The organism is Mycoplasma sp. 06067-C1-B144P-99-0482-3 (assembly GCF_051053925.1).
Classification (GTDB): domain Bacteria; phylum Bacillota_I; class Bacilli_A; order Mycoplasmatales; family Mycoplasmataceae; genus Mycoplasma; species Mycoplasma leachii.
The window spans coordinates 840,780-862,478 of sequence record NZ_CP144017.1; the positions used below are offsets into that span (position 1 = coordinate 840,780).

Sequence of the window (21,699 nt, forward strand, 5' to 3'; positions counted from 1 at the left end):
TAGTTATGAACAAGAAACATACAATGATATAAGTATAAATTCAAATGCTAGTTTAGATGAAATTAATAACAAATATATAGATCAAACTCTTAAAGCTTTTAATGAAATTAAATTACCAGAAAATAAAGCTAAAGAAATGATGTTAAATAATCAAGTAGCTTCAAATTTTTATTCTCATCCTAGATTTGAACTTGATAAAGATGAAATTATATTAGATAAACACCAAAATAAAGAAATCAAATTACAACTTATTGATAAAAATACATTACAACCAATTTCAAGAGAACAAATCAAATGATATCAACGTATATCTTATCCAACTGATGCAGTTATTACATCAAAAGACTCTCAAGATAATGCAACATTTACACTAACTGATGATGGAACTTTAAAATGAAAAGATACTAAAGAATCTGATGGAAGATCTCCTGATGAAAAATCAGCAAGACTATGAGCTGAATACAAAGGGTATTTATATTCAGCAGTTATTAGAGTTTATTCTGATGAAATAAGTGAATTATTAAATAATGAAGATTTAGCAAAACAAGCAGCTAGACAATTAGTTATTGAAAAGAATTGAAACAGTTTACCACCTTTAGAAAAATTAACTAAGGCTTATGAATGAGTAACTAAAGAAATTAAATATGATTATGATCGTACATTAAAAAATTCATTAAAAAATCAAAATGCTCATTCAGCATTAGTTGAAAAATACACAGTATGTACAGGATATGCTAAAGGTTTAAAATTAATACTTGAAGAAATGGGTATTCCTTGTAGATTTGTAGAAGGAGATAGTGGTAGAGAAAGCTCTGGAGTAAGACATGCTTGAAATTTAGTTCAAATTGATGATAAATGATATCATGTTGATACAACTTCTGATAGAGTTGAAAAAGATCAAGATCACACTAAATTTAATTTCTTTTTAAATACTAATGAAGATTTTTCAAAAAAAGATAATTTTAATCGTGATTTTGATAACAAGGGAACTCGTTTAAGAAATTTAAAATTTAAGAATTTTGTTGTTAGTGAAGATGATGCAATAGCATTGATTGATAATGCTTGAGATCCAGAAACAAAACAATTAAATAAATTAGATATTATAACTAATGAACGTAACTTTATTACAGTTAATAAAGCATTTGAAAAAAGAAATTTAGATTCATATATCAAATCTTCTAAATTTACTTTAGTAATTGGTCCAAATAAACAAGCGAGTTATACTTTTAATTATCAAACTAATCAAGCTGTTAGTGATATAAATGTTATTAAAGTTGAACAATATAATAAACACGCTATTAGAATTGAATTTGATAAAAAAGTTGATGATTTAAAAATAGGAAACTTTAATATCAGTAATGCTTTAATTAATAAAATTGAACAACAAGATAAATCATATATTTTATATTTAGATCATTTTAGTTCATATGATAATGTAGAAGTTAAATTAGAATCAATTAAGAAAAAAGATTATAAATTTATTATTAATACTAATAATAAAGTTTGATTTAATATTCAAAAACATAAAAGACCTGAAGCTCAAATCCAATTACTAGATAGTGGTTCTATTAAAATTACAAATCAATTAGATAATTTAGAATATAACTTTAATAACACTACTTGAAAAGATGTTCCTAAAGATTTTATAATACCAGATGCTATTTTGGGAAAACTTAATATTAGATGTTGGGAAAACTTAATATTAGATATAAAGCAAGTGATAATAAATTAAGTTCAGATACACAAACTATTATTTTAACTAGATCACAAATACCAACAAATCATAATATTAAAGTATTTAATAATCCAACTACTTTTATCAAATAATTTGAAAACACTAATATAAGCATATATAATTTATATGTATTAAAAATAATATATAAAGCTAAAAGCAAGGTTTTTAATACCTTGCTTTATTTTTTCTAAACTAAGGAGTGTTATGAAGGATTTTGAATCAATAAAGTTTCAAATTAATGAATTAGTTAATAAAGAATTAGAAGTTTTAAATTTAAAAGTTTATGAGATTAATAATCTTAATGAATTTGAAAATGACATGATTCAAATACTAGTAGAAGATGCCTTGCAAGCTAATAAACCATTAGATTTTGATATTTTAATAAAAGCAAATGATCTAGTTTCAAACAAAATTGATCAAATAATTAAAACAAATCAAAAATACTTATTAGAAATTTCAAGCAGTGGAATAGAAAAACAAATTAGAAGTCAAGAAGAACTAATAAAAGCTTTAGATCAGTGAGTTTATGTTCAACTAAATAATGAAATAAAAAAAGTTAAAGAATTTGAAGGTTATTTAATTAAATACAATAATGATACTGATACATTTAGTTTTTTATTTTTTATAAAAGGTCAAAAAAAGACTTTAGATGTTATGTGAAAAAACATTAAATTTATAAGATATGCAGTTAGATTTTAAGGAGATATATGCTAAACGGAACAGAACTATTAGAATCAATTAAATTAATAGAAAAAGAAAAGGGAATTAATAAAGAAAGTATTATAAATGGTCTTAAAGAAGGATTACAAAAAGCTTATGAGAGATTTTATGATACTGATGCAATTATTAAAATTGATATTAATGAAAAAACAGGATCAATTACTATGCATCAAGAACTAAAAGTAGTTGAAGAACTTGATGATGATTGACTAGAAATCACACTACAAAAAGCAAAATTACAAAACCCAAATGCTCAAATTGGAGATATCATTTATAAACCAATTGAATTTAGCGAAGAATTTTCAAGAATGGTAGTTAACCAAGTAAGACAAATTTTTCAACAAAAAATTAGAGAAGCTGAAAGAGCAAGAATTTATGAACAATTTATAAGTTTAGAAGGTGAAGTTGTTCAAGCTAAAGTAGTGGGAATGAATAGAGAAAATAATTATGTTCTAGATATTAATGGAACAACTGCTTATTTGTGAAAAAATAAAACTATTAATAATGAAATTTTTCAAATAAATGAAATTATTGATGTTTATATTGAAGTTGTTGAAAAAGAAAGTAAATTATCACAAATCGCTATTTCAAGAACTGCTCCTGCTTTTTTAACAAAATTAATTGAAAGAGAAGTTCCAGAAGTAAGAATGGGAATTGTTGAAATAAAAGCTGTAAGTCGTGAACCTGGAAAACGTTCAAAAGTTGCCGTAGTTACTCATAATCAAAATGTTGAACCAATTGGAGCTATTATTGGAGTTGGTGGTAATAGAATTAATAGAATTAGTGATATTTTAAAGGGTGAAAAAATTGATGTTATTAGATGAAGTGATGATCAAATAACTTATTTAATTAATGCAATGACTCCTGTTAAAGTAATTTCAATTAATAAAATTGGTGATGAATATGATATTGTTGTTCCTGATTCTCAACTATCACTAGCTATTGGAAAACAAGGGATTACTGTTAAACTAATTGCTAGCTTATTAAAAACTAAAATTAATATTTTTTCTTATTCAATTGCTTTAAAAGAAAATATGGATATTTTATGAAATGGTGATACTACAAAACAAGAAGTTGAAACTAATTCATACATTCCTAAAACTAAAATATCTAAAAAAGAAGAAAAAATAGTTAATACTGTTATTAATAAACCTGTAAAGAAAAGAGAAGAAAACATTATTGATGTTGATGCATTAATGGCTTTTCAAGCTGAGGTGGAACAAGAACAAGATGCAAAGATTTATGAAGAAGACAGCCAAGACTTAGTCAATGATAAAGATCAAATAAATAGTAATAAAGCTAAAACAATCATTAATGCTATTAAAGATAAAGATGATGAAGTAGTTAAAGTTGAAGTTGAAAAAGATGATACAGTTGTTAATATTACAACTAATAATAATATTCTTATAAAAGATGAATTAAAAAATGATGAAGTTAAAACAGACACTAAACCAAATCTAACTAAAGTTGAAATATCAAAACCTAGTTCTAAAAAGCAAAAACACAAAGAAGAATTAAATATTGATTTCAATTTAGAAAATGAACCAGATATTGATGAAATTGATGCAAATCTAAAAGCATTTAATGATGCGATTTTAAAACAAGAAGACGAAGAAGATATTGATATTGATTCATTAGATGATTATGACAAATACTATGATTAATAAAAATAAAAATCTAAGAAAAGATATCGCTTCAAATCAAATGTTAGAAAAACATCAATTAATTAGAATTGTTAAAAATAAAAATGATGAGATTTTTATTGATACTACTTATAAAGCTAACGGTAGAGGTGTGTATCTAAAACCAGATTTAAATAGTTTAAAAATAGCAAGAGAAAAAAATTTGATTGCAAAAAGTTTAAAATCAAAAATAGATGTATCTATTTATGATCAACTAGAAGAATTTATTAATGCAAAAAGATAAATTACTAAAAGCTATTGGAATGGCATACACTTCTAATAACCTAATAATTGGATTTAAATTATTAGAACAAATAAAATTAAATAAAATTAAGTTTGTGATTTTAAGTTCAGATATGGGATTAGCACAAAAAAAGAAATATATTGATAAATGTCTTTCAAGAAATATCGAATGTGTTTTTAATGTTTTAACAAAACAAGAATTATCTAAAGCATGTGGAAAAGATATTTTAGTAGCTATAGGGTTAAAAGATGAAAACTTTATAAAGTTGATTAAATCCAACTTATAGATAGAATGGAATATATGATATGAAAAAACCAGTCAAAAATATAAAAAAACAAAAAGCTCAAAATCAAACAAAAAATATTAAAAAACAATTAAAAGAAGAAGTTAATATAGGCTTAATTGATGGGATTTTTGTTTATACAGAACCACTATCAATACTAGAATTTGCTACTAAAATTAATAAACCAGTAACTGTAATTTTAAAACACTACTTTAATCAAGGTCTATTATTAAATCAAAACACACTTCTAACTGAAGAGCAAATGGGTGAATTGTGTTTAGAATTTGGTTTTGATTTTAAAAAAGAAACATCAGTAACTAAAGAAAATATTTTAGAAACTTTGTTAGATACTGTTGATGATGAAAAACATTTAAAAGAAAGACCACCAATTGTCACAATTATGGGGCATGTTGATCATGGAAAAACCACTTTATTAGATTCAATTAAAAATTCTAATGTTGTAGCTAGTGAGGCTGGAGGAATTACTCAAGCGATTGGTGCTTATCAAATTATTACTAAAAATAATAAAAAGATTACATTTATTGATACTCCTGGTCATGAGGCATTTACTGAAATGAGAAGTAGAGGGGCTAATGTAACTGATATTGTAGTTTTAATAGTTGCTGCTGATGATGGAGTAATGCCACAAACTGAAGAAGCTATTGATCATGCTAAATTAGCAAATGTTCCAATTATTGTTTTTATTAATAAAATCGATAAACCTGGAGCTGATCCAAATAGAGTAAAAACTGAATTAATGAAGTATGGTTTAGTTGCTGAAGAATTTGGTGGAGATATTCCATTTATTGAAGGATCAGCTATTAAAAAAATTAATTTAGACAAATTAGAAGATACTATTATTCTAATTTCTGAATTAGAAAACTTAAAAGCAAACCCAGATAGATTTGCTTCTGGAGTTGTTTTAGAAGCTCACTTAGATAAAGCAAAAGGTCCAGTTGCTTCAGTTTTGGTTCAACAAGGAACATTAGAAATTAAAGATATTATGGTAGTTGGAACTACATTTGGATCAATCAAACATATTGAAGATGAATTCAAACATAAAGTTTTAAAAGCTGAACCAAGTAAACCAGTTGTTGTTTATGGGTTAAATCAAGTTCCAAAAGCAGGAGACAAATTTGTTGTCATTAATGATGAAAAAATGGCTCGTGAAATTTCTGAAGCTCAATTAAAAAAACAACAAGAAGAAGAAAGAAGAACTAAACAAGCATTTACTTTAGATGCAATTAAACAACATATTGATGAAGGAGAACTAAAAAATATTACTTTAATTATTAAAGCTGACACTCAAGGAAGTGTTGAAGCTTTAAAAAGTTCTTTATCAAAAATTAATATTTCTGGTGTAAAAATTAATATTATTAGAGCTAGTGTTGGAGCTATTTCACTTTCAGATATTTCTTTAGCTTCAACAGTTAGAGATGGTTTAGTAATTGTTTATGGATTTAATGTAAGACCTGATGCAATAGTTAGAAAAAAAGCAGAAGAAGATCGAATTGAAATTAGATTACATAACATTATTTATAAATTAATTGAAGAACTAGAAGATGCTGCTAAAGGAATTTTAGATCCTGAAATTAAAGAAGTTGTTTTAGGACAAGCACAAGTAAGAGCTTTATTTAGACATTCAGCAATTGGAACTATTGGTGGATTTTATGTAGTTGATGGTACTATTACAAGAAATGCCAAAATCAGAGTAATTAGAAATGGTGTTGTTGTTTATGATGGAGAAATTAATTCATTACAACATCAAAAACAAGATGCCAAAGAAGTTAAAGCAGGCTTTGAAGGTGGATTGACTATTAAAAACTTTAATGATATTAAAGAAGGCGATATATTTGAAGCTTATAAACTTGAGCAAGTTAAGTAATGACAGATTAATTATCATCTGTCTTTTTTTTATATAATTCTTCTTTAAACTTTAAAAGTTCTATATATTCTTTTTGTTTAGCAATTTTATATTCTATTTGTTTTATTTTTTTTAATTGTTTTTTTGTAGGAATAATTTGATTATTTAAATAAGCTTTTAAAATTACTTGGTTTTGTTCTTCTTTTTGATATTCTTTATTTTTATAAATAACACTTATAAAAGTTCCTAGCAAAACACCTAATACCATACTAATAATTATTAAAATAAATCGTAGCATTGTTTTAATTACTAAACTAATATTTCAATTATAAAATAAATCTCCAGTAAAAATTATTAAAATACCAACAAAAACTAAACCAAAAGAATAACTGAAACTATCTGGTTTTATAAATTTAAATAAAACAAATAAAAAATTAACTACAAATATTATTAATAAATAAGCTAAACAAATTAAAAACAAATATAAATAAGCTAATTTATCTAATTTATTAAAATAATTTCAAGAATAATTTTTTAAATCAGGACCAATAAAAAATAATATTACTAAAAATAAGCTAATTGTTGTAAATAATTGAAATAAGAGATTAATTAAAAAAGGGGTTCTACTATTATTAAATTTAATATTATCTAATAGTTGTTCTTTATTTTGTTCTTTCATAATTTTTAATTTATTACTTTAAGTATATCAAAAACTAGACATAAAATTGAATACAAAAAAACAACGTTAAAATTGAATACAAAAAAACAACACCTGAGTGTTGTTGTCATTTTCAATGGAGCAGGTGAAGGGAATCGAACCCTCACAATCAGCTTGGAAGGCTGAAGTTCTACCATTAAACTACACCTGCATACTTGATACTTTTATATATTATTACATAAAAGTATCAATGTCAATATTTTAATATAATTATTTTCTAATTCCTAATTTTTCAATAATTTCTTTATATCTATTAACATCTTTTTTAACTAGATAATCTAAAAAGTGTCTTCTTTGAGCAACTTTTTTTAATAAACTTCTTCTTGTAGGAATATCTTTTTTATGCATTTTTAAATGTTCAGTCATATTAGAAATTTCAGCTGTTAAAATAGCAATTTGCACTTCTGCTAAACCTGTATTTTTTTCTGAACCACCAAACTCTTTAATTAATTCTTGTTTTTGTTCTTTAGAAATCATATTTTTCTCCTTGAATTGTATTTAAATGTCTATCAAAGGCATATTTGAGAAAGAATAATGTCTTTGGTAAACTACTAACTTTTAAATATTATCATAAACTAACTATTTTGTCTTAGTTATTAAACGTTTTTTAAAAAATATAAAAATTGCAAAATCATTAAATAATTTTTATAAAATAATAATTAGAGAGTCTAGGATTACAAAATGAAAAAAACTATTATTTTCTTAACACCAATTCTATCATTATTATTAGTAAGTTGTAAACCAGATATGCTAAATACTATCAATCAAAATAATCCAAATAATAAACTAAACAATAAAACTTTTAATAATAAAAATAATGATAAACAATCTAATTTAAATAATATTAACTCAATAAAAAAAGATAAAGCTAATAACTCATCAACTAATAGCAAAAATAATGATTTTAAAAATCTATTAGATGAATCTAATAAAAAAAGAATAACAAAACAAACTAATAGTTTTAAAGTATCAAATACGCCTTATAAAGTAAGTGATTTAACAAATTTAACAATTCTTACAAAAAATACAATTAATCTAACAAAATATCAAGATATAGATTATATTGATTTAGATCAATTTTTAGATTTATTTAAAGATATTTTAGAAATTAATCAAAAAACTGAAGAAGTAATTTATAACAATAATTCATATTTATTAAATAAAGAGCTTAAAAAAGAAATTAATAATAACTTAATTACTATTAAATTAATTAATAAATATCAATCAAAAGATAAAAATAAAACAAATGATTTTATAATAAGTGAGTTTATTAAATTTGATTTTTTAAACAAAAAAATAATCATATCTAGTGTTAATTTTTATAACTTAATAAATTCTTATCAAAATGAAACTAACTTAAAATATCATTATTTTAAAACACTAGAATCTAAACCTTTAATCATAGATTTAAATAAATACAATATTTATATGTTTCATACTAATAACAACTTATATTTACCATTAATTGTTTTAAATCAAATATTTTTAAGTGAATCAGAAAAACAAATTTATTTTAATAATAAAAATCTTTTTATATTTGAAGTTTTTGATCTTTATCAACATAACAATAATGAAACTAAGAAAAAACTAAGTTCTAATAAACAAGACATTAAATTATCAAATAACTTAAAAGAGTTTCAATATAACTATTTAGGATTTTTATTAGATAATTTTTATCCTTTAAAAATAAAAAATAAATCTTATAAAGATTATTTAACAAAATACAAAACTAATTTATTAAAAGATAATTTAGAACATTTTAAAACAACTAATTTATTAATAAGAGATTTAAATGATATTCATACAAAAGTATTATTACAATCTCCACTTTATAATTTAAAAACTAAAGATGAAGATCTATTAGTTAAAGAAAGTAGTAGAACTGATAGAGTTGGAAACTTTAGAAAATATGAAAGAGAATTAATTAGAGAATCTAGTAAATTAAATGAAAAAGATATTAGATATACTAAAGATAATAAAACAGCTATTATTAAAATAGATCTGATTACAAGAGATACTATAAAAGGTGTTAAAAATCAACTTGAACAAATTAAAAACAAAAAAGAAGTTAAAAATGTTGTTTTTGATTTAACTTTAAATAAAGGAGGGAGTCTACTTGCAACTTTTATAATTATTGGTTTTTTAACAAATCAAAGTTTTAAATATCATAAATTATATCCAAACACAAATAATAAAGAAATCATAAATATTACATCAAATATAGGTAAATTTAATTTTAAATACTATATTTTAACTTCACCTATTAATTATTCAGCTGGAAATACATTTGCTTCAATTAGTAAAACTAATAAAATAGCTAAAATTATTGGATATCAATCAGGTGGAGGAGCTAGTGAAGTTAGATTAAGTGTTCTACCTAATGGTATGATAATTAGAAAAAGTTCAATGTATACTTTAACTGATAATAATTGAAATTCATATGAATTAGGTGTTAAACCTGATATAGAATTTGATAAATCAAAAGGTTATGATTTTAAAAAACTATTTGATTTAGATTACATTCAAAATATCGTAAATAAAAACTAGAAAACATTGTAGAAAGGAGTTATTATGAAATTATTTTTATCAAGTTTATTCTTATTATCAAATACAATAACTCCAAGTTTAGCAAATAGTATAAATGTAGTTAATAATCAAAATTCATCTATTAATTTAAAAGAATATAATCTTAATTATTTAGCTAAAAATATTAAAAACACTAAAAAGAAAAAAATAAACATACATACTCACAAAGATGTAGCTTATGTTTCTATAAATGAATTTTTAGATAGTATTGAATCAATAATTAAACGTAATGATGTTACACACGAATTTAAAGATAATAAAACTACAATTAGTTTAAAATCATCTAGTTTTAGTAACCTAAAAGTTGAATTTGATCACAAAGCTCAAGATATTATAGTTTCAGATAACAATATTTTTACTGAAATTTTAAAAGATAAAGAACGTGGAGAAGAAAAATTAGATCTTGAATTTAAAGGAATAAAAAACGAAAACCCAATTAAACAATTCAAATATCATTTAAAAGATTATAATATTGAAATGTTAAAGAACGATAAGGATATTTATTTACCTATAGTTTTGCTAAATCAAATTTTTTTAAGTGATTCAAATATTCAAGTTTACTTTAATCAAGACGAAGTTAATGTTTTTAGATTTGCTGATTCACTAAAAGATTTTTTTAGCATAGCAAATCTTAAAATGTCAAAAGCAAATATGCAAACAGAAATTCCTAAAAATTTAAAAGAATTTCAATATAAATATTTGTCATTTTTATTTGATCATTACTATGGAATTAAACTAAATAATAAATCATATAAAGAGTTTTTTAAAAAATATGAATCTAAAATTTTAGAATCAAATGATAGTCATTATTTAGCAACAAGACAAATAATAGCAGATCTTGATGATCCTCATTCAGCTTATATTCTAGATGGCTATTTTAGCAAAATGAAAGATATTGAAAAAGTTCCAATATCAAAAGAATCTAACAAAGTTCGCTCTGATAATTGAAATAACCTACTTCACGTACTAGCTAAACTGGATCCTAATAAAATCGAATATCAAAATAATTTTATTTCAGATACTACTTCAGTAATTTCATTTAAACAATTTGAAGAAAATACAGCTTCACACATTAAAAAAAGCTTAGAAGAAGCTCAAAAAAAGGGAATTAAAAACATTATTTTTAATGTAACTCAAAATGGTGGTGGATTTATTGGGGCTGCTTATGAAATTATGGGATTTTTAACTGATAAGCCATTTAAAGTTTATAATTATAATCCACTTTCAAAAGAACAAAAAGTTGAAACTATTAAATCAAAATATAACAAATTTGACTTTAAATACTATATTTTAACTTCTCCATATTCTTTTTCAGCAGGTAATATTTTTCCTCAAATAGCAAGAGATAATAAAGTAGCAAAATTAATTGGTTATAAAACTTTTGGTGGAGCTAGTTCAATTGGATATTTTATTTTACCAACTGGAGATATTATTCAATTAAGTACTAATAATGTTTTTACAAGCTCTAAATTTAAAAGCTTAGAATTTGGAGTTAATCCAGATGTTAAATTAGATGGTGATGTTTTAACTAATGCAAAAGATTTATATGATAACAATAAACTTTTAGATCTAATTAGTAAAGCAGATAAAATTCCTTTTGGAAATGATACTGAATCAACTATTAAACCAAGTCAAACACTACCTATAAAACCAGATGATAATTTACAACCAAATTCAAAACCAAAATTCTTTTTATCTAAACATATAAAAAATAAGAATTTAAAAATTACAAAAAATGATCCTATAACTTTATTAGTAGAACTTTTAAAAACTAATCCTGAACTTAAGTTTGATCAAGATATAAGAATTAGTTTAAAAGATAAAAATAAAGCTGAAATTTATTTAGAAAATAATCCAGAAGATAAAGTAATTATTAATTTTTCTGTTATTAATAATAATCAAAAAGAAATAAAAACTAATAATAAAACTAAATTAATTATTGGTTTAGTATCTTCATCTATTATTGTATTTATTGTTTTAATATCAGCATTCTTTATTATTAAAAAAAGAAGACAAAATAAAAAATAGTACATACTTTTTTAAAGTGTGTACTATTTTAATTTTAGATCTATTCCTAATAATTCTTGAGCTTTATCTACCAGATTTTCATCTAGTAGTTTTTTTATTTTTGTTGAAGAAATATCATTATCTCTTTTAAAAATAATCACATTTTCTTTACTAAAAACTCTAATTAAATCATTGATATTTCCTTGAGATAAATAACCAAATGTAAAGTCTTGACCTTCAACTATTTTAATAACATTTAATTTGTTTAATAAAATATCTATAAATTGATCTTTAGTTGTTTTGATTAAACTATCATCAACTTTTATATCAATAAAATAATCTAAATCTGTTAATTTAGTATTAATAAATTCTAATTTTTGTTTTTTAGTTGCTAAATTAGTATAAGTTTTGTTATTTTTAATTTTTTTATCAAAAGACATTACTATACTAGTTAGATTTTCTTGTTTTGCTATATTAATTACTTGATTGATGATTTTTTGATGAAAAATATGAAAACCATCAAAATTACCAATAGTAATAATTGCTTTTTTAGTATTTAGTTTTTCTAATTTATCAAAGGAGTCATTAATATATATCATTATTTAATCCTACTCTTTTAATTTTAAAGATATTATTATCATATTTTTGATAAACAGCTAGAATATTATTTTGATCATCACTAACAAAAACTAAATCATCATTAATATCATTTAAAATAATTTTTTTACCTTGTATTATTTCTAAACTATTTTGATATTTAACTACTTTAAAATCATTAATTTTAATTGCATCATTTATTGAGATTAAATGATCTCAACTAATATTATCTAAATCAATAGCATTTTCTAGTTTAAAATTACCAGAAAGTGTTCTATTTAAATAAACTACATATCCTATTGTATTTAAATCTTTGCATATATCAACAGCTAAACTTCTAATATATGTTCCTTTACTGCACTTAACATCTAAAAAAATCTCATAATTTTTTTGATCATAACTTAATAAACTAGTTTTATAAATAGTTACTTTTCTACTTTTAATTTCAACATATTGGTTAGTTAAAGCATATTGATAAAGTTTTTTACCATTAACTTTTATAGATGAATAAATTGGTGGGTATTGTTCATAAGAATAATTGTTATACTTATTAATTACTTTATTTATTTGATCTAAACTAATATCAAAAGGAGTTTGAGTTTTAATTATATTTCCTTCACTATCATAACTATCAGTTAGTGTAAATAATTTGATTTTTACTTGATAAGCTTTATTAGCATTTAATAAATAATCACTAATTTTAGTAGCATTATTTACTAAACAAATAACAACCCCAGTTGCTAGTAAATCTAAAGTACCACAATGACCAACTTTTTTAATGTTTAGCTTTTTTTTAGCTTGATTAATTAATTGATAAGTTGATATATTTTTTGGTTTATTTAAAATAAAAATACCTGATTGTTGCATAACTTAGTTTCTATTTAAAAATCCAAGTATAAAACTTGGAAATTTAATATTATTTATTTTTTTCTTCTTTTAAAATTTTATCAATTTGATTAACTCTATCTAAACTATTATCATAAACAAAAGTTAATTCAGGAACAGTTCTTCAATCTAGTTTGCTTGCTAATATCATTCTAATTTCTTTTAAATTATTTTCTAATTCTTCTTCAATAGTTTGTATTGTTAAATCTTCAATAATTGGAATAAATTGATAAAAAATTTTAACATGACTATTATCAGCAGATAATCTAGTTTCAACAACTGAAATTGATTTTAAAATTTCGCTTTTCATTTCACGTTGTAAAATTAAGTTTAATTCTCTTAAAAGCAATGATTCTTTTCTCTTTTGAGTTTTTATATTTGCCATAAAATTCTCCTTTTGTTATTTAAATTATACCACTTACAAAAATTATAAATTTTATAAAAAATATAACCTAGTTTTATTTTATATAAGAATTTATCTATAATAATAAATTAGTGCTATTTGAATAATATTAAAAAATAAAAACGTAGGTTATTATACAAAATGGTACTATAAGTTATAATTATATTATCAAAGAAATTAGAGAATAATAGATCTATTCTAACAAGCCTAATTTATCTTTGAGTTCATGGGAAAACCTTGAACAATCACTTTTAACCCTCAATACGATTCCTGAGATCTCGTCAACTAACTCACTAGATAATCCATTGGGGTATTTTTTTATGTATAAGAGTGTTTTGTCTAATCCACTATGAATTCTTCTTGTTTGGTTTATCATTGTTAGTATTTTTAAATCTTCTTTTCTACTTTCATCTAATTGTTTTCTTCTAACAAAATCAACTTCAACTCAATCAGTTGAACCAATTTCTAATGGCTTTGCAATATAGCGTTTAGTATCTGTTCTAAAGTAAAGTTGTTCATCTGCTACACCATTTGCAAATTTTCTAGGTATAGGTAGGTCAAAGAATTTTTCAACTTCATTTTCACCTAGTTGTCTAAATGCATTATCTCTTTTTCTTTTTTTACATTTACTATTAACAAAATCTATTAATTTGTGTTTTATTTGATTTGCTTGTTCAATTGTTTTTATATCATTTTGTTTAAAGAAGAAAGGTGCATTTTTTTGGACTGTATCTCACATTCTTTCAACATGTGGTTTTGCATTAGCATTAGATGAAGAAATCACCTCTATACCCCTATTTTCAAGCTCTAAACGCGTTCTAGCGTTATTTCTTTCATCTTTTTTAAAATTAGCTCTATTATCAGTAATAATTCTTTGAGGATAGCCATAAGTTCTAAATATTGTTTCAAAAATTTTTTGATAAGAATTTAAAGATTCTTCGTATTCTTCAAAACACATATCAAGTATTTGATTAGTTCCAACATCAACAGCCATAACACATGTTGCTATTGTGTTATTTTGAAAATAATAATGAGTACATCCATCTACTTCTATTACCTGTCCAAATTTATAATTGTTTGCTACTGCTAGTCTGTGTTTTTCTACGTTTTTAGGCACATAAAAAACTAGCTCATTGCTATACCTAATTAATTTTCCTTCTTCTTGTTGTCTTCTTATTTTTTTAACTTCTTTTTTGGTTTTACGTTTGCAATAAGGGCTTGCATAACCTTGTTGTATTAGTCTCCTATTTAAAGTTGAATAAGAAATTTTATTTTTAGTGTTAGTTGACATAAGAGTGCTGTGATAGTTTTCTAAAGTTAAATAAGAACAACTAGCATTATTTACATCTCCACCAGTTATTTTTACTTGTTCTTGGTATTTTTCACCTAAATTATGTATTATCTCATCACTATATTTTTGAGCATTTTTATTATTAGTGTTTTTATGTGAAAGAATTAGCTCTGCTTCCTTGCTCTTTCATTTAATATATTCACTTTTATATTTTTTTACAGTAGAAAGTGATTTTTGAAACTGTATAGCGATTGATAACAACTTTCTGTTAGGCTCTTTTTCAAAAGTATCTATTATAAGTTTCTTTTTTTCATTAAACTTTTTATTTTCTTGGATAACAAACATTAGACCTCCTGTTCAATTATAAGACCACAGATCTGTGGTCTTATAATTGGTCTGGTACCATTTTGTTTAATAATCCAACCAACCGTGTATGTATGCTTGACATTATATATATATATATATATATATATATATATAATGAATTTCAGCTATATAGAATACATAATATGTAGCTAAAATAACCGGTTTTTGAAAGGATAATTAATGAAAAAATTATTAACTTTACTAGGTTCAGTAGGTTTAATTGCATCAACTAGTGCTGCTGTAGTTGCATGTGGTGATAGATCAAATACTGAAATAAATAATAATGGAACTTCTGAAAAACCATCAGAAATGACAAAAGAAGATAAAAAAGAGGAAGAGTCTAAAGCTGATGGAACAACTCCAGGTAAAGCTGATGGAACAACTCCAGGTAAAGCTGATGGAACAACTCCAGGTAAAGCTGATGGAACAACTCCAGGTAAAGCTGATGGAACAACTCCAGGTAAAGCTGATGGAACAACTCCAGGTAAAGCTGATGGAACAACTCCAGGTAAAGCTGATGGAACAACTCCAGGTAAAGCTGATGGAACAACTCCAGGTAAAGCTGATGGAACAACTCCAGGTAAAGCTGATGGAACAACTCCAGGTAAAGCTGATGGAACAACTCCAGGTAAAGCAGCGAAATAATAGAGAATAATAGATCTATTCTAACAAGCCTAATTTATCTTTGAGTTCATGGGAAAACCTTGAACAATCACTTTTAACCCTCAATACGATTCCTGAGATCTCGTCAACTAACTCACTAGGTAATCCATTGGGGTATTTTTTTATGTATAAGAGTGTTTTGTCTAATCCACTAAGAAATTTATCATTTTTGCCACTATAGGTTTAAAATATCAATAATATTGTCAGTATATTTCTTTTCACTTGTATAGTGTCATTTTTTAGTTGTACCATCTAAATACTTATTAGCTGAACTTAATCTTTCCATTATTTGATTAAATGAGAACCTCTCTGTTAATCCTTTTTCTTCAAATTCTTTTTTCATTCTTGAAGTGATTATAGAACTTATTAAGTTTATAAATTCAGTAGCAATTACACTTGTGTTTTGCTGTACTCTTACAAAATCCAGTTCAACAATGTTTTTATAGAAGTTGAAAAATTCTTCAATTTCTCATCTTGTTTTGTAAAGATCATATATTTGTTTTAAAGATAAATCTTCGTTGGAAATAAAAGTAATTGTTCCAAAAAGATTTTCTTTTTCTTGTAAAAGTTCGTTATTAAAACTTTGTTCACGATTAACTTTATCTAAATAAGCTCTTCTTTCTTGGCTGTAGTCATTTGTGCTTTTAAATGAATATAAAAATTCGCCTTGATCTAGTTTTGCTTTTTTACATAAAATAATATCTTCATCAGAATTGAAAGTCATTTCATATTTAGATAACTCTAAAGCTTTGATTCTTTTATCGTTTCTTTTAATAGGGAAAAGATTTTTAACATTTTTCTTTTGAGTATTTAATTTATCTAAACTTTCTTTAGAAAGAATTCCTTTATCTCCCATGATTAAGCAATTATTTAGTGAAAATTCATCAATAAATCTATTGAACGCCATTGTATCTAGTGTGTTTCCTTGAAAAACCTTACTTGCAATGGGTTCTTTTTTGTTTAGGTCAAAAGCATATAGAACAGAAATGTTTTGCACTCCTTTAGTTCTAGCTTTTCACGATCATTTTGTAAAATCAGAACTTTTAGAACTACATTTTTTTAACATACCATCAATTACAATAGTAGATCCAGGAGAAACAGTATCGATTCTATTTTGAATGAATTGTTTGATGCATCTGTAGTTATATCCTAACTTTTCTAAAAACCTTGAAATGTTACTAGATGAAAGTCCTATACCTGGAAATTGTTCAGAGAAAAATGAACATTGATATTTTCTATTAATTTCTCGATTAGTGATATTTCCATAAGCTGCTCTAATAATTGCTATTGCATAAATTATTTTTGCATCTGAAGGATTATAAACTTTGCAAAGATCTTCAAATACATCTTTTGATAATTTATAAGCAATTTCAGTTCTTCCGAATTGTTTTATGTCACACAAAGCAAAGTTAAGTCTACTTGTTTTAGTTTCTACATATTCAAAGTTTATTATTTCACCGATTTTACCCAGTTCTACAGGAACAGATTTTCCATTTTTTCAAACACTTGTTCTTTTAATAACATCATATCTATTTCCGTTTTTCTTTACTCTTGTATTTTTTGGTCTTTCGACAGCTAATATCTCTTTTGGTATAGGCATTTTCCTTCTCCTTATGTAGTGCTTTAGTCACTATAATTGTATTATATTTTTCGTTCTTTTTCTATAGTTTTTAGCTGTTTTTTTATATATTTTTTTCTATAAAAATCCTAGGTTTTATCGATATTTTGACAAAATAGGCAAAAAAAATAGCATTTCAGCTATTTTTCATATATTCCTATAGTGGTTTTAACGGAAAGTTCTTAATCCACTATGAATTCTTCTTGTTTGGTTTATCATTGTTAGTATTTTTAAATCTTCTTTTCTACTTTCATCTAATTGTTTTCTTCTAACAAAATCAACTTCAACTCAATCAGTTGAACCAATTTCTAATGGCTTTGCAATATAGCGTTTAGTATCTGTTCTAAAGTAAAGTTGTTCATCTGAACCAATTACAAGTTGAATATTTTCTTTTTTATAAAATCTAAAACGTTTACCAAATTCATCGTATGGAGCATAAATTTTAGTTTTATACTCTGCTACACCATTTGCAAATTTTCTAGGTATAGGTAGGTCAAAGAATTTTTCAACTTCATTTTCACCTAGTTGTCTAAATGCATTATCTCTTTTTCTTTTTTTACATTTACTATTAACAAAATCTATTAATTTGTGTTTTATTTGATTTGCTTGTTCAATTGTTTTTATATCATTTTGTTTAAAGAAGAAAGGTGCATTTTTTTGGACTGTATCTCACATTCTTTCAACATGTGGTTTTGCATTAGCATTAGATGAAGAAATCACCTCTATACCCCTATTTTCAAGCTCTAAACGCGTTCTAGCGTTATTTCTTTCATCTTTTTTAAAATTAGCTCTATTATCAGTAATAATTCTTTGAGGATAGCCATAAGTTCTAAATATTGTTTCAAAAATTTTTTGATAAGAATTTAAAGATTCTTCGTATTCTTCAAAATACATATCAAGTATTTGATTAGTTCCAACATCAACAGCCATAACACATGTTGCTATTGTGTTATTTTGAAAATAATAATGAGTACATCCATCTACTCCTATTACCTGTCCAAATTTATAATTGTTTGCTACTGCTAGTCTGTGTTTTTCTACGTTTTTAGGCACATAAAAAACTAGCTCATTGCTATACCTAATTAATTTTCCTTCTTCTTGTTGTCTTCTTATTTTTTTAACTTCTTTTTTGGTTTTACGTTTGCAATAAGGGCTTGCATAACCTTGTTGTATTAGTCTCCTATTTAAAGTTGAATAAGAAATTTTATTTTTAGTGTTAGTTGACATAAGAGTGCTGTGATAGTTTTCTAAAGTTAAATAAGAACAACTAGCATTATTTACATCTCCACCAGTTATTTTTACTTGTTCTTGGTATTTTTCACCTAAATTATGTATTATCTCATCACTATATTTTTGAGCATTTTTATTATTAGTGTTTTTATGTGAAAGAATTAGCTCTGCTTCCTTGTTCTTTCATTTAATATATTCACTTTTATATTTTTTTACAGTAGAAAGTGATTTTTGAAACTGTATAGCGATTGATAACAACTTTCTGTTAGGCTCTTTTTCAAAAGTATCTATTATAAGTTTCTTTTTTTCATTAAACTTTTTATTTTCTTGGATAACAAACATTAGACCTCCTGTTCAATTATAAGACCACAGATCTGTGGTCTTATAATTGGTCTGGTACCATTTTGTTTAATAATCCAACACGCTTTATTGAATCTAATTTAAATTATTAATATTTTTGTGTATAATTAAAAAGTATTACTTTATGGGTTAATACTCAAGTTGGTGAAGAGGACACCCTGCTAAGGTGTTAGGTCGGTCTCCGGCGCGAGGGTTCGAGTCCCTCTTAACCCGCCATTAGAAATTAAATAGACTACATAAGTAGTCTTTTTTTATTTTTAATTTAATATAGTAGAAATTAACTTTTAATTTAAACAATTTAAAACAATATATAATATAGTAAGAATAATAAATGGAGTTATGATGAATAAAAAAGTAGATAAAAATATTAAAAATAAATCAAAAAGCAAAAAATCTATTTGATCAAAATTAATATTTTGAAAAACTGATAATGATTTAATTCAACATAATTATTTTGAAAATATTTTATATCCTTTTTTTATTACTAAAGAAAATGAAAAGAAAAATGTTTTAGACTTTATAAAAAAACAAGATATTCAATATTTTTTATTTTATACAAATTCTAAAAATTGATTAAACATTTTACAGCATGGTATTTGTCCAGTTAAAAACATTAATTTAGAATCTAATGAAGAATATATTGTTTGATCATATCAGCAAAAAGATTTTTTAATTGGATTAGAATTTGATGTTTCATCAAGAGCTCAATTTTGAAAGTGAATAAAAGAATCAATAGATGATCAAAAATTTAATTATGACAATTTTTTAACAATTGGAATAAATCCTTATAGTTTATACACACGCACTAGTAAAGATTGAGTTTGAGATAAATCTTTATCTATAGTATTTATTAATCAAAAAATTGAAATAGATAGTATTGAATGATTATTATTTAGAGATTATCAAACATATCAACAAGCTAAAAAATATGTTGAAGAAGTTATGTTAAATAATAGAATAAGAATATATTATAAAAATGAAAATGAAATAGATCAAATAGAAAGTAATAATGATAATGAAAAAGCAACTAGATAAAATAACTCCAAGAAATATTGACTTTTCACAATGATATACAGATATTGTTTTAAATACAAAATTAGCTAGTTATGGTTCTGTTAAAGGAACTATGATTTTTAGACCATATGGATATAGAATTTGAGAATTAATTCAAAAGTATTTAGATGAAGAATTTAAAAAAGTAAATGTAGATAATGTTTATTTTCCATTATTAATTCCTGAATCATTGTTTAATAAAGAAAAAGATCATATTGATGGATTTTCTCCAGAAATTGCAACTGTTACTAGAGTTGGACAAAAAAAATTAGAAGAAAATTTATTTATAAGACCAACTAGTGAAGTTTTAATGATGGATTATTTTAGTAATGAAATAAATTCTTATCGTGATTTACCTTTAATTTATAACCAATGATGTAATGTGATGAGATGAGAAAAAACTACTCGTCCTTTTTTAAGAACTAGTGAGTTTTTATGACAAGAAGGTCACACTGTTCATAGTTCTTATAATGAAGCAGAAAATTTTTGTTTAAAGATATTAGATATTTATGAAAAGTTTGCAAAAGAAGTTTTGTTACTACCTGTAATTTGTGGTAAAAAAACTGAAAAAGAAAAATTTGCAGGAGCAAAAGATACTTATAGTATTGAATCTTTAATGTTTGATGGTCAAGCTTTACAGTGTGGTACTTCTCATTTTTTTGCTGATAACTTTACAAAAGTTTATGATATTAAATTCCAAAACAAAGAAAATAAGTTAGAACATGCTTATTCAACAAGTTGAGGAGTTTCAACAAGATTAATTGGTGCTCTTATTATGACTCATAGTGATGATAATGGTTTAGTCTTACCAAGTAAAATAGCTCCAATTCAAATCCAAATTATTCAAATTAAAAATACCGAACAAATTGATCAAGTTGTTGAAAATATTAAAGAAAAATTATCTGATTATAGAATAGATGTAGATAATAGTGATAAAAGCTTTGGATTTAAAATTAGTGAAGCAGAAATTAAAGGAATACCAATTAGAATTGAAATAGGACCTCGTGATTTAGAAAATAATCAAATTACAATTTCAAGAAGAGATCAACAAGAAATTAAAATTAAAATTAATTATAAAGATGTCAAAAAAGTAGTTGATCAAATGATCAAAGATTATGATTTATCACTTTATAATAATGCTTTAGAAAATAGAAAAAATAGAACTTTTAAAGCTAATACAATTGAAGAATATATTGAAATTTTAAAACAAAATCAAGGTTTTGTATTAGTTCCATTTTGTGGAAGAGTTGAATGTGAAGAAGATATTAAAACAAAAACTTTAACTAACTCAAGATGTATTCCTTTTGATAAAAAAGAAATTAAAGCAAAATGTTTTAATTGTAAAAAAGACACTTGTTTACAAGTAATATTTGCAAGAGCTTATTAGAAAGGAA

At 23.9% G+C, this 21,699-nt stretch carries 18 protein-coding genes, 2 tRNA genes and 1 pseudogene; 12 read left to right on the top strand and 9 right to left on the bottom strand.

Annotated elements, in window-relative coordinates; all coding sequences use genetic code 4:
• Positions 1 to 7 precede the first annotated feature (7 nt).
• The 6 genes and pseudogenes from V2P32_RS03735 to infB all read left to right on the top strand — a co-directional run.
• Positions 8 to 1,815: pseudogene (locus V2P32_RS03735) on the top strand (MAG6410 family transglutaminase-related lipoprotein); the annotation flags it as partial.
• A gap of 124 nt (positions 1,816 to 1,939) precedes the next feature.
• A complete protein-coding gene (rimP, locus tag V2P32_RS03740) occupies positions 1,940 to 2,434 on the top strand; it encodes a ribosome maturation factor RimP (protein WP_434343370.1) in 495 nt (164 codons plus the stop codon).
• Between the two features lie 8 nt (positions 2,435 to 2,442).
• Positions 2,443 to 4,119: a transcription termination factor NusA gene (gene nusA, locus V2P32_RS03745; protein WP_434343371.1), complete on the top strand. Its 1,677-nt coding sequence runs from the start codon at positions 2,443 to 2,445 to the stop codon at positions 4,117 to 4,119.
• Positions 4,094 to 4,381, top strand: coding sequence for an RNase P modulator RnpM (gene rnpM / locus V2P32_RS03750; protein WP_011387220.1), 288 nt, complete (start codon positions 4,094 to 4,096; stop codon positions 4,379 to 4,381). Before nusA ends, rnpM begins: the two co-directional genes overlap by 26 nt.
• Entirely contained in the window at positions 4,368 to 4,667 is a 300-nt protein-coding gene (locus V2P32_RS03755; RefSeq protein WP_434343372.1) for a L7Ae/L30e/S12e/Gadd45 family ribosomal protein, read from the top strand. Before rnpM ends, V2P32_RS03755 begins: the two co-directional genes overlap by 14 nt.
• Before the next feature lie 19 nt (positions 4,668 to 4,686).
• A complete protein-coding gene (infB, locus tag V2P32_RS03760; protein ID WP_434343373.1) occupies positions 4,687 to 6,549 on the top strand; it encodes a translation initiation factor IF-2 in 1,863 nt (620 codons plus the stop codon).
• A 7-nt stretch (positions 6,550 to 6,556) separates the two neighbouring features.
• Here the strand turns inward: infB and V2P32_RS03765 are convergent, their stop codons facing one another.
• The 3 genes from V2P32_RS03765 to rpsO all read right to left on the bottom strand — a co-directional run bounded on the left by V2P32_RS03765 (position 6,557) and on the right by rpsO (position 7,723).
• Complete coding sequence (locus V2P32_RS03765; RefSeq protein ID WP_434343374.1) at positions 6,557 to 7,207, bottom strand: DxFTY motif-containing membrane protein; 651 nt, start codon at positions 7,205 to 7,207, stop codon at positions 6,557 to 6,559.
• A gap of 116 nt (positions 7,208 to 7,323) precedes the next feature.
• Positions 7,324 to 7,397 (bottom strand) — tRNA-Gly (locus V2P32_RS03770).
• A 59-nt stretch (positions 7,398 to 7,456) separates the two neighbouring features.
• Positions 7,457 to 7,723: a 30S ribosomal protein S15 gene (gene rpsO, locus V2P32_RS03775; protein WP_434343375.1), complete on the bottom strand. Its 267-nt coding sequence runs from the start codon at positions 7,721 to 7,723 to the stop codon at positions 7,457 to 7,459.
• Between the two features lie 204 nt (positions 7,724 to 7,927).
• Here rpsO and V2P32_RS03780 point away from each other — a divergent pair, with 204 nt between their 5' ends.
• Together V2P32_RS03780 and V2P32_RS03785 are read left to right on the top strand one after the other, a co-directional pair.
• Positions 7,928 to 9,793 carry a S41 family peptidase gene (locus V2P32_RS03780; RefSeq protein ID WP_434343376.1) on the top strand — a complete coding sequence of 622 codons (1,866 nt, stop codon included), beginning with the start codon at positions 7,928 to 7,930 and terminating at the stop codon, positions 9,791 to 9,793.
• Between the two features lie 24 nt (positions 9,794 to 9,817).
• A complete protein-coding gene (locus V2P32_RS03785) occupies positions 9,818 to 11,860 on the top strand; it encodes a S41 family peptidase (RefSeq protein ID WP_434343377.1) in 2,043 nt (680 codons plus the stop codon).
• 23 nt (positions 11,861 to 11,883) lie between these two features.
• On the opposite strand, the gene V2P32_RS03790 is transcribed toward V2P32_RS03785, so the two are convergent.
• The 4 genes from V2P32_RS03790 to V2P32_RS03805 form a co-directional block, all read right to left on the bottom strand.
• Positions 11,884 to 12,438, bottom strand: coding sequence for an FAD synthetase (locus V2P32_RS03790; RefSeq protein WP_013729459.1), 555 nt, complete (start codon positions 12,436 to 12,438; stop codon positions 11,884 to 11,886).
• Entirely contained in the window at positions 12,425 to 13,303 is an 879-nt protein-coding gene (gene truB / locus V2P32_RS03795; protein ID WP_434343378.1) for a tRNA pseudouridine(55) synthase TruB, read from the bottom strand. The genes V2P32_RS03790 and truB overlap by 14 nt, the downstream gene beginning before the upstream one ends.
• Positions 13,304 to 13,352: 49 nt before the next feature.
• Positions 13,353 to 13,706: a 30S ribosome-binding factor RbfA gene (gene rbfA / locus V2P32_RS03800; protein WP_434343379.1), complete on the bottom strand. Its 354-nt coding sequence runs from the start codon at positions 13,704 to 13,706 to the stop codon at positions 13,353 to 13,355.
• 211 nt (positions 13,707 to 13,917) lie between these two features.
• Positions 13,918 to 15,360 carry a hypothetical protein gene (locus tag V2P32_RS03805; RefSeq protein ID WP_434343380.1) on the bottom strand — a complete coding sequence of 481 codons (1,443 nt, stop codon included), beginning with the start codon at positions 15,358 to 15,360 and terminating at the stop codon, positions 13,918 to 13,920.
• Positions 15,361 to 15,561: 201 nt separating this feature from the next.
• Between V2P32_RS03805 and V2P32_RS03810 the strand changes: the two genes are divergently transcribed.
• On the top strand, positions 15,562 to 16,026 hold the full coding sequence (locus V2P32_RS03810; RefSeq protein ID WP_434343381.1) for a lipoprotein: 465 nt from the start codon (positions 15,562 to 15,564) through the stop codon (positions 16,024 to 16,026).
• Between the two features lie 193 nt (positions 16,027 to 16,219).
• Here the strand turns inward: V2P32_RS03810 and V2P32_RS03815 are convergent, their stop codons facing one another.
• On the bottom strand, positions 16,220 to 17,644 hold the full coding sequence (locus tag V2P32_RS03815; RefSeq protein ID WP_434343382.1) for a transposase: 1,425 nt from the start codon (positions 17,642 to 17,644) through the stop codon (positions 16,220 to 16,222).
• A 186-nt stretch (positions 17,645 to 17,830) separates the two neighbouring features.
• Positions 17,831 to 19,234, bottom strand: coding sequence for a hypothetical protein (locus V2P32_RS03820; protein ID WP_434343383.1), 1,404 nt, complete (start codon positions 19,232 to 19,234; stop codon positions 17,831 to 17,833).
• Positions 19,235 to 19,378: 144 nt separating this feature from the next.
• Between V2P32_RS03820 and V2P32_RS03825 the strand changes: the two genes are divergently transcribed.
• From V2P32_RS03825 to proS, 3 genes are all read left to right on the top strand, one after another.
• Positions 19,379 to 19,468, top strand: a tRNA-Ser gene (locus V2P32_RS03825).
• Between the two features lie 126 nt (positions 19,469 to 19,594).
• Positions 19,595 to 20,287, top strand: a complete 693-nt coding sequence (locus tag V2P32_RS03830) for a hypothetical protein (protein ID WP_434343384.1) — start codon at positions 19,595 to 19,597, stop codon at positions 20,285 to 20,287.
• Complete coding sequence (gene proS, locus V2P32_RS03835; RefSeq protein WP_434343385.1) at positions 20,268 to 21,692, top strand: proline--tRNA ligase; 1,425 nt, start codon at positions 20,268 to 20,270, stop codon at positions 21,690 to 21,692. Before V2P32_RS03830 ends, proS begins: the two co-directional genes overlap by 20 nt.
• Positions 21,693 to 21,699 lie beyond the last annotated feature (7 nt).